Consider the following 13,086-nt stretch of genomic DNA (forward strand, 5'->3'; position numbering starts at 1 on the left):
CCCCCGTCCCCCCGAACAGGCTTGAGGCCCCCGGATCTGATCCGGGGGCCTTTCTCATTGCCGGATCGGCGGGGTCATCGGGGCGGCGCGGCGGGGCGCGGGTCTCCCGGCGGGCAGTCGGCCTTGCCCTGGGGGCCGGTGATCAGGCGGCCGCAGAGCTGCGTGACCTCCGTCCTCCCGTCCGGCGTGATCCTCGCGAGGATCACCGGCTTGTCCAGCACCTGGTGGCCGGTGGAGCGCGGGCCGAACCGGATGACGCCGCTCGCGCCGTTGCGCAGGACGTCGTCGTCCGGGTCGTCCAGCGCCGCGAACACCGATCCCGCCGACGGCAGCGCCTTCTCCCGCCAGTACACGGTGCGCGCCACGGTCGCGACGAGGGTGGCCGCGTCGTAGGCGACGGCGGCGCGGGTGATCGACGGCCACTGGACCGAGTCGCCGTCCTGGACGGTCATCTCCCCCGCGACGGGGTCGTAGTCCGAGTAGAACGTCTGCGGCGACTGGTCGCCGACCCACCGCTCGTGCCACGCCTCGCGCGCCGCGAGCGGCGTGAAGTACAGCTCGAAGGTGCTCTTGCGGCCCAGCTCCGCGGCGTTGTCGCTGACGTACTTGGCGATCTCGTCGTCCGTCAGGACCAGCCGGGGTTCCGGGCAGGACAGCTCCAGGACGTTCGCGAACGAGCGGAACTCGTCCGACCGGCCGGCGTAGTAGAACATGTCGGGCTCGTCCCGGCACGCCTCCCGGACGGACTTGTTCAGGTCCCCCGCGTTCCGGTACGGCCGCATGCGCGTCACGCCGGGACGGAACGCCTTCTGGAACTCGAGTGCGAGGTCCTTGCTGTACAGGTCGTTGGGGTCGCCGTCGTAGATGACGACCGCGTCGTCCGCCTTCTTGCCGCCGACGTGGCCGTTGCGGGCCCAGTGCGCGGCGTGCCTGGCGGTCCGCGCGTTCGGCGACGCCAGCCGGAAGTAGTACGGCGAGTAGCCCGCCTCGCCGTCGAGCATGGCCGTCCCGCCGAAGCTGTTGGCGGTGCTGACCAGCGGAAGCGCCGACTTGGCCAGCAGCCTGATCGCCTCCTGCGTCTGCCGGCGGCTCTGCTCGAAGCCGACCACCGCGACGATGGTGCGGTCCTCCAGCGCCCGCTCGCGGATCTGCCCCGCGACGTGCTCGGCGTAGCGGAACTTGGCGCCCGCGTTCGCGATCAGCACGCGCAGCCGCAGGTCCTCGCCCTCGGCGGCGTCGTTGAACCGCTTCTGCGCGATCGACAGGCCGATCAGCTCGCCCTGGACGCCCGCGAGCAGCTCGATCCGCCGGTTCTTGATCGACGGGTCGGCGGTCACCGGGCCGAGGTAGACGACCGTCGCGTACGGCTTGCCGGACTCCTTGACGTGGTCGTTCTGCGACTCGATCTCGTCCAGGACCTCGCTGAGCCGGCCGTCGTTGTTCTTTCCGCCGGAGTTCTCCCCGAAGGAGAACGACCCGTCGGTGATGCCGATGCACTCGCCGTTCTCCATCCGCCTGATGTCGACCGGCGAGCAGTACTTCTGCACCTGGACGGAGATCACCGCGATGGACGCCGCCGCGACCGCGACCATCGCGATCCACGGCAGCGCCGGATGCGCGAACCGGGGGCGGCGCCGCACCGGCCGGACGGGCGGCAGGTCGCCGCCCGGGTCGCGGGTGATGTCGACGCGGATCTCCCGGCGCGAGCCGAGCGCGTCGATGCGCCGCTGCTCGCGGGCGTACCGGTCCCAGAGCCCGCGCGCGGCGATGACGCTCTGCGGGTCGCCGGCCGACATGTCGACGCGGACGGCCTGCGCGATCCGGTCGACGAGCGACCCGCCCGCGGGCGCCGACGGGTCGTCCTCGGCGGGCGCGTTCGGGTCGACGCCGGCGACGACGACGAGCGGGTCGAAGCAGGGCAGCCGCCCGCCCGCCTGGCTGTCGGCGCGGACCCGCTCGGCCAGCTCCACGAACGCCACCCCGGGATGCCCGGCCGACAGCTGCTCGAAGATGAGCACCGGGAAGCGGACCCGCGCCCACGCGGCCCGCCGGTAGTCGCGCCGGTAGCAGCGCCGCAGGTCCTCCAGGAACGCGGCGACCAGCAGCAGGTCGAGCTGCTCGCAGTGGCCGTCCGGCTCGACCGGACGCGGGTCGAACACGCCCAGCGCGAAGCCGAGGAACCCTGTGGAGTCGCGGTCGACGTACGGCTGCCGGAGGAACCAGCCGAACCGGCGGACCCCGTACCAGCCGCGCGTCCGCGCCACGATCTGCACGGTCACGAACGCCACGCCGATGATCGCGGCGAACACGGCCGCCGCGAGGTCGAGGGCCGCCGCCGTCCCGGCGCTGATCAGCGCGACGACCGCGATCCCGATCGGGGCGGTCTGCTCCAGGAACGCCAGGAACGTCGCGGGCCGTCCGCGCGGCGCCTCCAGATCGCGCAGGACGTCCCGGCCGCGGCCGCGGATGACCCGGTTCAGCTCGCGGCGGCGAGCGTTCTCGTTGTCGCCGACGGGCGGGTGCGTCAGCCGCCGCACCAGCTGGTGGTTCTCCCGCTCGGCGGACGACGCGCCGCGCGGGGCCGGACGGTCCCCCGCCAGCCGGATCTCGCGCAGGTCGCGCAGCCACAGCGCCATCTCCAGCAGCGGGAACCGCAGCGGCGGCTCGCCCCGGGCATGGCTGCTCGGCTGCGACAGCTCCCGCTTCGCCTCCCGCAGGACGCCCGCGACGTCGGCGGCGGGCGTGTCGGCGGCGATGTGCGACACCGGGGCGCGCTCGTCCTCGCACCGGGTCTTCAGGATCTCCGCGACGTGGGAGGTGGCGCGGCCGGGGCCGAGCAGCAGGAGCAGCGGTCTCAGCCGCGCCCGCCAGCGCGGCCGCTCCCGCAGCCGTTCGAAGAGGTCGAGCACTCCGCGCAGCCGATCCTCGGTCGGGATCCGGTCGCCGTCGCCCGCCATGGGTCATGCCTCACTTCCGCGTCGTCCAGTTGCTGGCCGCTCCCCCGGCTGGTTCTCCCACCGCCCTTATCGGCATTGGACGCGGCGGACCGCGGAAAGGATCGAAACTTTCCAATCGTCGTGCGTCCGTGCGCGAAACTCGGCCACTTTGTCATCATTGGCGGCATGGGTGAAGACCGCGACGAGCCGCTGGACGGCGACATAGGCCCGGCCGCGTCCCGTCCCGCCTCTTCGCCGGGGACGGCCTCGCCGGACGCGGCCGAGGAGTCGCGGCGGTACGAGGCGGAGCGCGAGGAGCGGCGGCGCGACGCCAACGCGGTGTCGGGACGGATCGCCGTAGTGCTCGCCGCGCTCTTCCTGACGTTCCTGATCTACGACTCCGTCACCACCGCCGTGGAGGCCCATGACCGGGGCGACGACTGGATCTACCCGCCCGCGGTGATCGCCGCCGTCTGCGCGATCGCGCTGGTGACCCTGGTTGCCTGGGCCGTGCGGAGGGTGAAGTAGCCTTTGGTGAGTGACCGAAAGCGCTAATCCAGCCATTGACATTCCCGCCGATCTGAAGCCCGCGGACGGCCGCTTCGGATGCGGTCCGTCGAAGGTCCGCCCGGAGCAGCTCGCGGCTCTCGCGGAGTCCGGCTCGACGTACATGGGGACCTCGCACCGGCAGAAGCCGGTGAAGTCGCTCGTCGCCCGCGTCCGGGAAGGGCTCGGCCAGCTGTTCTCGCTGCCCGAGGGGTACGAGGTCGTGCTCGGCAACGGCGGCACCACCGCCTTCTGGGACGCGGCCGCGTTCGGGCTCGTCCGGCAGCGGTCGCAGCACCTGACGTTCGGCGAGTTCTCCAGCAAGTTCGCCAAGGTCACCACGAGCGCGCCGTGGCTGGGGGACCCGACCGTCATCACCGGCCCGCCCGGGACGCACCCGGAAGCGTCGGCCGAGGAGGACGCGGACGCCTACGCCCTCACCCACAACGAGACCTCGACCGGCGTCGCGATGAAGATCCGGCGCCCGGCGGGCACGATCGCCCGCGACGGGCTCGTGCTCGTGGACGCCACGTCCGGCGCGGGCGGCCTCCCCGTGGACGTGACGGAGACGGACGTCTACTACTTCGCGCCGCAGAAGTGCTTCGCCGCGGACGGCGGCCTCTGGATCGCGCTCGCGTCCCCGGCCGCGCTGGAGCGGATCGACGAGATCGCCGGCTCCGACAGGTACATCCCTGAGTCCCTCAACCTGAAGACGGCCGTCGACAACTCCGCCAAGGACCAGACGTACAACACCCCGGCCGTGGCGACGCTGCTGCTGCTCGCCGAGCAGATCGAGTGGATGAACGGGCAGGGCGGCCTGGCGTGGACGACGTCCCGCACGGCCGACTCGTCCCAGCGGCTCTACACGTGGGCGGAGAAGACGTCGTACACGACGCCGTTCGTCGTGGACCCGGCGCAGCGCTCGCAGGTGGTCGGGACGATCGACTTCAACGACGACGTCGACGCGGCGGCCGTCGCCAAGACGCTGCGCGCCAACGGCATCGTGGACACCGAGCCGTACCGGAAGCTCGGCCGCAACCAGCTCCGCATCGGCATGTTCCCGGCGATCGACCCGTCCGACGTCGAGGCGCTGACCGCGTCCGTCGACTACGTCGTCGAGCGCCTCTAGTCCCTGCGGGTCTCGACCCTCGGGGGTGCCACGCCGCACCCCCGAGGGCCCGCTTCGTTAGGCGAAAGGTTCAGGCGACGGACAGCAGACCGTCCGTGCCGCCGAGCCGCTCCTCCACGCGATGGCGCAGCCCGGCGCGGTCGCATTCCTCGTCGGCGCTGGTGAAGCCCGTCCAGACGCGGGGGTCCATGTCGGTGTCGCGGGCCGTGGGCAGGAAAGTCGCCGTCGCGAGCACCTCGGGCAGGTCGCGCCGTCCTGGACGGCGTTCCATGCCGACCTTCAGGTAGGTGCCCTCGCGGAGCATGACCACGGTCGCGAACTCCACGCGCGTATGCCGTTCGGCCTCGCGGAACCAGCGCGGGTTGGACGCCCAGTAGATGTTCTGCTCGGTGTCCACGGCCACGGTCAGCGGGCTGAGCGCGGCGCGGGCCAGATGCACCTCGGTCGGACGGTCGCGGTGGACCCAGACCAGCGCGGCCCGTCCGACCAGGGCCTCCAGGACGTCCGTCACGCCGGACGGTCCGTCGCAGCCCGCGAGGAGCTGGAAGATCGGCTCGCTGTCGGTCGTCCCGGCCGCGGGCGGCGGCGCGAAGCGCGACCGCAGTCCGGCGGCGTCGACGTCGCCGTTGTGGGTGGCGACGACGCCGGCGGACGGGCCGCCCGCCGCGGCCGTCCCGGGGACGACCATCGGGCTGGCGTTGTCCGCCTCGGCGGGCGAGCCCTGCGTCGCCCAGCGGGTGTGCCCGAGAACGACCGGCGCGCGGTCGAGCTCGGGAAGGAACTCGGGCCGCCAGATCCCCGAGAAGCGCCCGAGCCCCTTCACCACGCGGCAGCCCACCGCGAGGCCCCCGCCGCGCTCCGGGCCGCCGAGCCCCGGCCCGCCGCCCGGCCACCCGACACCGGCCGGGCACCCGGCGAGGCCCGGCCAGCCGCCGAGGAGCGCCAGCCCCGCCGAGTCCGTGCCGCGCTCCTCCGCGAGCGCGCCCAGCGTGATGAACACGTCCGAGGCGGGCCCCGGGTCGTCGGCGAACGGCGAGCGCACCATCCCGAACAATCCGCACATGCCAGATGAGATGCATTTCATGGGCGGACGGTTCGAGTCGCTCATGGCGCCGAATAGGCTCGGACCGTGAACCGCGCGCCCCGCTGGCTGCTTCCCACCGTGCTGACCGCGCTCGTCCTGGCCGTGGTCTTCGGTGCGCTGCTGAAGTGACGCGGGCCGTATGATCGACGGGGCGCGGAACGGGGATGATCAAGGGATGTCGCTCAGCCGCGTCGCCCGCGCCGGCACCGTGATGATCCGCGCCGGCGCCGCTCTCGTCCTCGCCGGGACGTCCGTCTGCGTCCTGGCCCCCGCGGCATCCGGCGCGGCGCGGGACGACCAGGTCGCCTTCAAGATCTCCGATCCGCGGATCACCGAGTCCAGCGGGCTCGCGGCCAGCAGGCGGCACCCCGGCGTCGTCTACACGCACAACGACTCGGGCGGCGTCCCGAAGATCTACGCGCTGGACGCGGGCGGGCGCGTCCGGGCGGTGCTGACGCTCGGCGGGGCGGGCGCCCGCGACTGGGAGGGCATCGCGCTCGGCAAGGACGGGCGCGGCCGTCCGGCGATCTTCGTGGCGGACATCGGCGACAATCTCGGCGGCGCGTGGCCCTACGTGACGGTGTACCGGATCACGGAGCCGTCCCAGGTCAGGAGCCAGACGCTGCAGGCGACCGCCTTCAGGGTCAAGTATCCGGACGGCCCGCGCAACGCCGAGACCCTCATGATCAACCCGCGGACGAACCGGCTCTACATCGCCAGCAAGCTGTTCGGCGGCAAGGTGTACGAGGCCCCGGCGAAGCTCAGGACCAGCGGATTTAACGTGATGCGCAAGGTCGCGGACGCCCCGGCGATGGCGACCGACGGCGCGTTCTCCCCCGATGGGCGCACCTGTGTCATCCGGTCCTACTTCGGTGCGCGTCTCTATTCGGTAGGCCCGGACGGCCGTCCGGGCAAGACGATGAAATCGATCGGCATCCCGATGCAGTCGCAGGGCGAGTCGCTGAGCTACACGGCGGACGGCACGTCCCTGCTGGTGGGGTCCGAGGGCCAGAACCAGCCGGTCTACCGGGTGCCGCTGCCGGACGAGGCGCGGCCGTCGCCGTCCGGCGGGAAGGAGCCGAAGAACGCGGGCACGGCGGGCGACGTCGAGGGACACGCCGCCGACACCCGCAACACCCGGATGGGGCTGTTCCTGGCGCTCGCCATCGCCGCGGCCGTCGGCTTCGGGCTGCTGCGCAGGCGCGGGGGCTCGTCGGGAGACGGATGACAAGAGGCTGGCGGACGGGGCGGAAAGGCCGACCTGACCGGCACGATGGAAGTCGGTTCCGGACGGCGACGGGATGGTGGAAGGAGGCGACGGGCCCGCGGGGACCCGTGTGAGGATGCGGACTGTGGAGCATGAGCTCGTGGGCCTGGCGGGCCCCGGCGGCCGGTGGCGTCCCGTCGCCGCCGGCCCGTTCGCCCTGCTCGCGGTGGCGCTGGCGCTGCTGCCGATCCGTCCGGTGTGGCTGTGGGCCGCGCTGATCGGCGCCGTCGCGGCGGTCCCGTGGCTGCTCGGCGCGGCCCCGGAGGCGCGCCGCCGCCGTCCGCGGCCGTACTGGCGGCTGTCCGCGGCCGGCCTGGAGAAGGTCGGGCCGGGCGGGCTGAGCATGGTGTCCTACGAGCGGTCCCGGATCGACGCGCTGGCCATCACGACCGGCGACGGCATGCTGACCGTGTTCCACCGGTTCGGCCGCACCGCCGTGGGCGGGATGACCGCGATGGGCCTGGAGCCGCTCACCGTCTTCGTGACGGCGAGACGGCTCGGCATACCCATGCACGTCCTGGACGGCGAGGCGACCGACCTGCTCGATCCCGCGCTGGACGACGCGCTGCGCATCCCGACGATCGACGACGACGTCCCGGGAGGCGGCCCGCTGCCGCGCGACCACGCGGCGGAGAAGCGGCTGCTGGACCAGGAGGCGGCCCTCCTGGCCGCGGCGCACGAACCGTCCCCGCCCAAGGCCGACGAACGTCCCGGCAGAGGCAGGGCGCGCAGGCAGGCGGGCAACGAGCAGCGGCTGGACACGCCCGAGCCGCTGCCCAGCCGCCGCCGCGTCGTGCTCCTCGGGGTGCTGACCGCCCTGCTCGGCGCCGTCATGATCGTCAGGATCGCGGTGGACGGCACCGGCGAGTTCGGCGCCCGGCTCGCGGCCGGCTGCTGGGCGCTCGCCGCGATCGCGGGCGTCCTCGCGGCGCGCCGCCGGCTGCTGCGGGCCGCGCAGGTCCGCTGGACGATCAACGCGGAGCGGCTGCGGGTGCGGGCCCGTCCCGGCCGCCGCCGCGAGGTGCAGGACCTGCGGGCCGGGGACGTCGCCGCGGTCGTCGTCGGTCCCGGCCTGCGGCTCGACCCGGTGAGCGGCGAGCCGCGCCGCGCCGACCTCGCCGCGCTCGCGTTCGGGCACCGGCTGGAGCTCGTCGCCCGGCTGCCCGCGCACGGCCTGGACGGCTTCCAGCTCGCGCACGCCCTCGACGACCACGGCTACCGGGTGATCACGCCGGGCGCGCGGGCGCCGCGCGGCCCGCAGTACGGCCTGGAGGGGCTGCCCGAGATCTTCGCGCAGGTCCCCGGCGGGCGGCTGGTCGTCGCGGACGGCGGGCTCGGCTGGGCCGACGCCGCCGGCGACGTCGTGCTGAAGATGCCGGAGGACCGCATCGGCGGCATCGAGCTGCTGACCATCGCCGGGCACGCCTGGGTCCGGCTCTACGACACCGACGGCGACGAGTTCTTCGCCGCGCCCCTGTCGGCGCTGCGGATCTCCCGCACCGACCTGCGCGACTCGGCCCGCCGCGCCGGGCTGCCGGTCAACGACGCCGAGTACGACGCCTACCTCAGCGCCGCGTTCCACTCCGCCGTCTCCACGCTGACCGACTCCGAACCGGCGACCGCGTCCGTGCCCTCGCAGAGCACCGCCGGGCAGGACGCCGGAGAGCAGACCGGCGAGACGGCCGCGTCCGCGCAACCGGCCCCACTGGACGAGCACGACCTCGCGTTCACCGTCTCCGCGCCGCCCGACCCCATGACCGCGCCGGGCACGCTCCTGGACGCGACCCGCCGCTCCCGTGCCGGGACGTACGGAATGAGCGTCCTGCTGTGCGAGGCAGTGGCGCTGCTGGGCGCGGTGTGGCTCGGGCCCGAGCTGGGCGGGTTCAACACGACGGCGTCCTGGTCGGTGCCCGCGGGGCTGCTCATCGGCCTCGTCGGCTACTGGCTGTACGACCGCAACCGTCCGCAGCTTCGCGTGTCGTCCGCCGGGGTCGCGGTCGTCACCCGGCGCGGCAAGGTCGAGTGGGACCTGGCCCGCGACCGCGTCGGCGGCGTCGGCATCGACGAGGCGACCGAGCGGATGCCGCGCCTGGTGGTGTGGAGCCCGTCCGGGCGGGTGCTGCGGCAGGTGACGTTCCCGCCCGACCTGGACGAGCTGCGCCGCGCCTGCGAGCGCTACGGCCTGCCCTGGGGGCCGCCGGACGCCGACCGTCCCGCGCCCCCGCCGCCCGAGCTCTGACGCAGCGACCACGTCTTCAGCGACTCGTACGTCAGCTGGCTGTAGTCCTTGCCCGGCAGGTGGCTGAGCATCAGGTGGACGGAAGCGGCCGTCCACGGCGCCCCGGCGAACGCCGACAGCGATTCCATGAGCGGGCGCACGTCGACCGGGCTTCTGGACCGCGCCAAAGTGAGGTGCGGACGGAAGCCCCGGTGCTTGTCGGGCAGTGTTCCGACGCGGCGTCCGGCGGCCGTGGTGGACGCGGCGAGCCGGGCCATGCCGCGGCGGTCGCCGTACAGGCCCGTCCACAGGACGCGGGCGTGCGTGCCGCTGCCGGGGAACGACCCCGCGCCCGCCAGCGACAGCGACATCCGCTCGTGCCGGCCGACGGCGCGCTCCAGCCTGGGAAGCAGCCGGTCCAGGGTGCGGTCGTCCACCTCGCCGAGGAACGTCAGCGTGACGTGGAGCAGCTCGCGCCGCACCCATTTCAGCTCGGGCACCGCCTCACGGTGCGGCAGGACGGCCTCCTCAAGCTCGTCCAGAATGTCCGGTGGCGGCACGAGTGCCAGGAAAAGCCTCATGGGAGCGTCCGGAGGGCCACCAGGCCAGCATTTCAGCAGATGGCACCCCTTGTCACGCCGTCACGCCGAACCACCCGAACCGGTCGCGGCGCCCGAAGCGGCGGCGGGTGCGGGCCGCCGCCGGATCCGGTCGAGCGCCGGCCGGATCGCCCCGTCCTCGCCCGGCGCGCCCCGCGCGGCCACCACGCCGACGGCGGCCGCGGCGACGACGGAGATCAGCCCGCCGCCGACGAGGCCCGTCCGCGCGCCGAAGTGCTCGGCCAGCCAGCCGATCGTGGGCGCGCCCAGCGGGTTCGTCCCGAGGAAGACGAACATGTAGAGGCCCATCACGCGCCCGCGCATCTCCGGCGCGACCGTCAGCTGCATGGTCGCGTTCGCCGCCGTCATGATCGTCATCATCGCGATGCCGGTCGGGACGAGCAGCGCCAGGAACGTCCAGTACGTCGGCATCAGGCCGGTGGCGACCTCCAGCGCGCCGAACGCCAGGCCCACCAGCACCAGGAACCGCAGCCGCGGCTTGGTCACGCGCCGCGCCGCCAGCAGGGCGCCGCCGAGCGCGCCGAGCGCGAGCATGCTGGACGCGAGCCCGAACGCGGACGCGTCGGTGTGGAAGACCTCCTTGGCGACGAGCGCGACCGTGGTGGCGAAGTTCATGCCGAACATGGCGAGGAACCCGATGAGGACCAGGACCAGCATCAGGTCACGGCGCCCGCGGACGTAGCGCAGGCCCTCGCGGAGCTGCCCCTTGGCGCGCTTGACGGGGTCGGCCGGGTGCAGCTCGTCCGCCCGCATCGCGTAGAGGCCGAACAGGACGGCGCCGAACGACGCCGCGTTCACCAGGAACACCGGGCCCGTGCCGATCAGCGCGATCAGCACGCCGGCGACGGCCGGGCCGAGGAGCCTGGCCCCGTTGAACGAGGCGCTGTTCAGCGCGATCGCGTTCGGCAGGTCGCGCCTGCCGACCATCTCGACCACGAACGACTGGCGGGTCGGATTGTCGACGACGGTCGCGAGGCCGAGCCCGAACGCCAGCACGTACACGTGCCACACCTGCGCGGCGCCGGTCACCGCGAGCAGTCCGAGGATGAGCGCGAGCACGCCCATCGACGCCTGCGCGAGCATCATCACGCGGCGTTTGGGATACCGGTCGGCGATGACGCCGCCCCAAAGTCCGAACAGCAGCATCGGCAGGAACTGCAGGCCGGTGGTGATGCCGAGCGCGGTGCCGCTGCCGTGCGCCAGCTCCAGGACGAGCCAGTCCTGCGCGATCCGCTGCATCCACGTGCCGGTATTGGACACGACCTGCCCCGCCGCATACAGCCGGTAGTTGCGGTTCCGCAACGACCGGAACATGCCCCCAGCACGCACGTCGTCAGCCTCGCCGCCCTCCCAAGTTTCAAACGCCTCCCCGAGCTCACCAGACCCGCGGGGTTCATCTGGGTCGTCGGGCTCGTCGGGTTTGCGAGGCTCATCGTCGTCCGCCTGCCCGTTTGTCTGGGCGGCGGCCGGGGGTGTGGCGAGCTTCATTAGCGACGGCTCGGTGTCGGCGTCGTTGTCGGCGCATGGGGGCTGGGTCGCGGCTCTGGTGCGTCCGGACGGGCGGGCGGCAGGGCGGCGGCAGGCCCGGCCGGCGGACGTAGGCGCGGGTGCGGGGCCGGGCGTGGGGGTGAGGGGGCGGGCGGCGGCGGCCTGGGCGGGGTGCGCGGGTTTGCGGCCGCGGGGGCCGCGCGGCGCGGTCCCCTCGGGCTCACGGGGTCGTTCATCAGCGGAAGTCATTAACAGCGCTAACGATAATCGCGGCCCCGGCATTCCGGCAAATCCGGTGCGGCCGGGTCAGGAGCGGCTGAGCCTGTCGATGATCGGGGCGGCCCGGCGGAGGATCTCCCGCTCGTCGTCGGTCAGCTCGCCGAGCCTCCTGGCCAGCCACGCCTCCTTGCGGCGCCGCTCGTCCGCCAGCAGCGCCGCGCCCGCGTCGGTCGCGTTCAGGACGACCTGGCGCCCGTCGGTCGGATGCGGGCTGCGCGCGACCAGGCCCCGCTCCTCCAGGTAGGCGATCACGCGCGTCATCGACGGCGGCTGCACCTTCTCGTGGTCGGCCAGCTCGCGGGGCGTCATCGACCCGTGCCGCTCGATCGCGGCGAGCGCGGCGAACTGGGTGAGCGACAGCGGGCCCCCGCCGCCGTGGTCGCCCTCGGTGGCGGGACGCAGCGTGCGCAGCCGCCGCGACAGCCGGGCGATCGAGATGCGCAGCTCTTCGGCCAGCCCGGGGACGGACACGGCACGGCGTGGGGTGGGTGGCGTTGTCATCGTCATCGGTCTCCCATGCTGCCATGCCGTGCCTTGACATTGCGCCGTGCCTTGACACTGCGGCTAGGCTAATTAGCCATTGAGCTATCTAAATTAGAGGAGTGTGGAATGCCTCGTGCCGGACTGTCGCCGGCCGCCGTCGTCGACGCCGCCGTCGCCATCGTGGACGCCGAGGGCCCCGGCGCCCTGACGCTGGCCGCGGTGGCGGGAAGGGCCGGGGTCGCGACGCCCTCCCTGTACAAGCATGTCCGCAACCTGGCCGAGTTGCGACAGCTGGTCACCGTCCGCGTGCTCGAAGAACTTACAGAACGGCTCGGCGAGGCCGCGCTGGGACGCTCCGGGGACGACGCCGTCCGCGCCCTGATGCGCGCCTACCGGTCGTACGTGGTGGAGCATCCCGGACGGTACGCGGCCATGGAGCAGTCGGCGGACGTCCAGCCGGAGGACAACGCTGCGGGCGAACGCCTCCTGGCCATCATCTACGCGGCGTTGCGCGGCTACGCCCTGGAGGGTTCGGAGCTGGTCCACGCGGCCCGCTGCCTGCGTTCGGCCGTGCACGGGTTCGCCGTCCTGGAGGCGGCGGGCGGCTTCGGCCTGCCCGAGGACCTGGAGGCCAGCTACGAGCTGCTCATCGGCATGGTCGTCGGAGGGTTGCCCGGCGCCCGCGGCGTAACCTGATCGCATGACCCGACCGCGCCGCCCGGACCCGCCGCCCATGCAGACCAACGATGTCCGCATCGCGGCCGCGGGCGCCGCCGCCTGGGCGGTCGCCTTCGTCGTGCTGCTCATCGTCGGGCTGCCGGACGATGACCAGTGGTGGCTGTGGGTGTGCGTCACGGGCTTCGCCAGTGGTGTGTTCGGCGTCTGGTACGTCCCGAGGCTGCAGGCCCGCCGCGCCGGGCAGGAGGCCGCCCGCGCCGCCCAACGCGAGGCCGAGGCGAAGCCTGATGCCGATGCCGATGCCGATGCTGATGCTGACAAGCCTGCGGAGACGGCGGAGCGTGGGCGCGGCGACTAG

11 protein-coding genes are annotated in these 13,086 nt (G+C 73.4%); 6 read left to right on the top strand and 5 right to left on the bottom strand.

Annotation, left to right across the window (positions count from 1 at the left end):
- Nucleotides 1-74: 74 nt before the first annotated feature.
- Entirely contained in the window at nucleotides 75-2,957 is a 2,883-nt protein-coding gene (locus tag ACH35V_RS37885; RefSeq protein ID WP_395979699.1) for an ABC transporter substrate-binding protein, read from the bottom strand.
- Between the two features lie 165 nt (nucleotides 2,958-3,122).
- On the opposite strand from ACH35V_RS37885, the gene ACH35V_RS37890 reads away from it, so the two are divergent.
- Complete coding sequence (locus tag ACH35V_RS37890) at nucleotides 3,123-3,464, top strand: hypothetical protein (protein ID WP_395979700.1); 342 nt, start codon at nucleotides 3,123-3,125, stop codon at nucleotides 3,462-3,464.
- A 10-nt stretch (nucleotides 3,465-3,474) separates the two neighbouring features.
- On the top strand, nucleotides 3,475-4,611 hold the full coding sequence (serC, locus tag ACH35V_RS37895) for a phosphoserine transaminase (protein WP_395979701.1): 1,137 nt from the start codon (nucleotides 3,475-3,477) through the stop codon (nucleotides 4,609-4,611).
- A 70-nt stretch (nucleotides 4,612-4,681) separates the two neighbouring features.
- Here the strand turns inward: serC and ACH35V_RS37900 are convergent, their stop codons facing one another.
- Nucleotides 4,682-5,674 (bottom strand): hypothetical protein, encoded by a 993-nt coding sequence (locus ACH35V_RS37900; protein ID WP_395979702.1) that lies wholly within the window; start codon nucleotides 5,672-5,674, stop codon nucleotides 4,682-4,684.
- A 196-nt stretch (nucleotides 5,675-5,870) separates the two neighbouring features.
- On the opposite strand from ACH35V_RS37900, the gene ACH35V_RS37905 reads away from it, so the two are divergent.
- Both ACH35V_RS37905 and ACH35V_RS37910 read left to right on the top strand, forming a co-directional pair.
- Nucleotides 5,871-6,923 (top strand): hypothetical protein, encoded by a 1,053-nt coding sequence (locus ACH35V_RS37905; RefSeq protein ID WP_395979703.1) that lies wholly within the window; start codon nucleotides 5,871-5,873, stop codon nucleotides 6,921-6,923.
- 115 nt (nucleotides 6,924-7,038) lie between these two features.
- Complete coding sequence (locus ACH35V_RS37910; protein ID WP_395979704.1) at nucleotides 7,039-9,201, top strand: hypothetical protein; 2,163 nt, start codon at nucleotides 7,039-7,041, stop codon at nucleotides 9,199-9,201.
- On the opposite strand, the gene thpR is transcribed toward ACH35V_RS37910, so the two are convergent.
- From thpR to ACH35V_RS37925, 3 genes are all read right to left on the bottom strand, one after another.
- The gene (thpR, locus tag ACH35V_RS37915) at nucleotides 9,138-9,761 is read right to left on the bottom strand and encodes an RNA 2',3'-cyclic phosphodiesterase (RefSeq protein WP_395979705.1); all 624 of its coding nucleotides are present in this window, start codon (nucleotides 9,759-9,761) and stop codon (nucleotides 9,138-9,140) included. The genes ACH35V_RS37910 and thpR overlap by 64 nt on opposite strands.
- A 60-nt stretch (nucleotides 9,762-9,821) precedes the next feature.
- Nucleotides 9,822-11,114, bottom strand: coding sequence for an MFS transporter (locus tag ACH35V_RS37920; protein ID WP_395979722.1), 1,293 nt, complete (start codon nucleotides 11,112-11,114; stop codon nucleotides 9,822-9,824).
- A 480-nt stretch (nucleotides 11,115-11,594) separates the two neighbouring features.
- Nucleotides 11,595-12,068, bottom strand: coding sequence for a MarR family transcriptional regulator (locus ACH35V_RS37925; RefSeq protein ID WP_395979723.1), 474 nt, complete (start codon nucleotides 12,066-12,068; stop codon nucleotides 11,595-11,597).
- 108 nt (nucleotides 12,069-12,176) lie between these two features.
- On the opposite strand from ACH35V_RS37925, the gene ACH35V_RS37930 reads away from it, so the two are divergent.
- Nucleotides 12,177-12,746, top strand: a complete 570-nt coding sequence (locus ACH35V_RS37930) for a TetR-like C-terminal domain-containing protein (protein ID WP_395979706.1) — start codon at nucleotides 12,177-12,179, stop codon at nucleotides 12,744-12,746.
- A 4-nt stretch (nucleotides 12,747-12,750) separates the two neighbouring features.
- Nucleotides 12,751-13,086, top strand: coding sequence for a DUF2530 domain-containing protein (locus ACH35V_RS37935; protein ID WP_395979707.1), 336 nt, complete (start codon nucleotides 12,751-12,753; stop codon nucleotides 13,084-13,086).

Origin of the sequence: Actinomadura sp. 1N219, assembly GCF_044326405.1 — a bacterium.
Classification (GTDB): domain Bacteria; phylum Actinomycetota; class Actinomycetes; order Streptosporangiales; family Streptosporangiaceae; genus Spirillospora.

What these genes read in the sequence shown, in the direction of transcription:
- ACH35V_RS37885 (WP_395979699.1), bottom strand. Translation starts at nt 2,957, where the DNA reads ATGGCGGGCGACGGCGACCGGATCCCGACCGAGGATCGGCTGCGCGGA.
- ACH35V_RS37890 (WP_395979700.1), top strand. Translation starts at nt 3,123, where the DNA reads ATGGGTGAAGACCGCGACGAGCCGCTGGACGGCGACATAGGCCCGGCC.
- ACH35V_RS37900 (WP_395979702.1), bottom strand. Translation starts at nt 5,674, where the DNA reads ATGTGCGGATTGTTCGGGATGGTGCGCTCGCCGTTCGCCGACGACCCG.
- ACH35V_RS37905 (WP_395979703.1), top strand. Translation starts at nt 5,871, where the DNA reads ATGTCGCTCAGCCGCGTCGCCCGCGCCGGCACCGTGATGATCCGCGCC.
- ACH35V_RS37910 (WP_395979704.1), top strand. Translation starts at nt 7,039, where the DNA reads ATGCGGACTGTGGAGCATGAGCTCGTGGGCCTGGCGGGCCCCGGCGGC.
- thpR (WP_395979705.1), bottom strand. Translation starts at nt 9,761, where the DNA reads ATGAGGCTTTTCCTGGCACTCGTGCCGCCACCGGACATTCTGGACGAG.
- ACH35V_RS37920 (WP_395979722.1), bottom strand. Translation starts at nt 11,114, where the DNA reads ATGTTCCGGTCGTTGCGGAACCGCAACTACCGGCTGTATGCGGCGGGG.
- ACH35V_RS37925 (WP_395979723.1), bottom strand. Translation starts at nt 12,068, where the DNA reads ATGACAACGCCACCCACCCCACGCCGTGCCGTGTCCGTCCCCGGGCTG.
- ACH35V_RS37930 (WP_395979706.1), top strand. Translation starts at nt 12,177, where the DNA reads ATGCCTCGTGCCGGACTGTCGCCGGCCGCCGTCGTCGACGCCGCCGTC.
- ACH35V_RS37935 (WP_395979707.1), top strand. Translation starts at nt 12,751, where the DNA reads ATGACCCGACCGCGCCGCCCGGACCCGCCGCCCATGCAGACCAACGAT.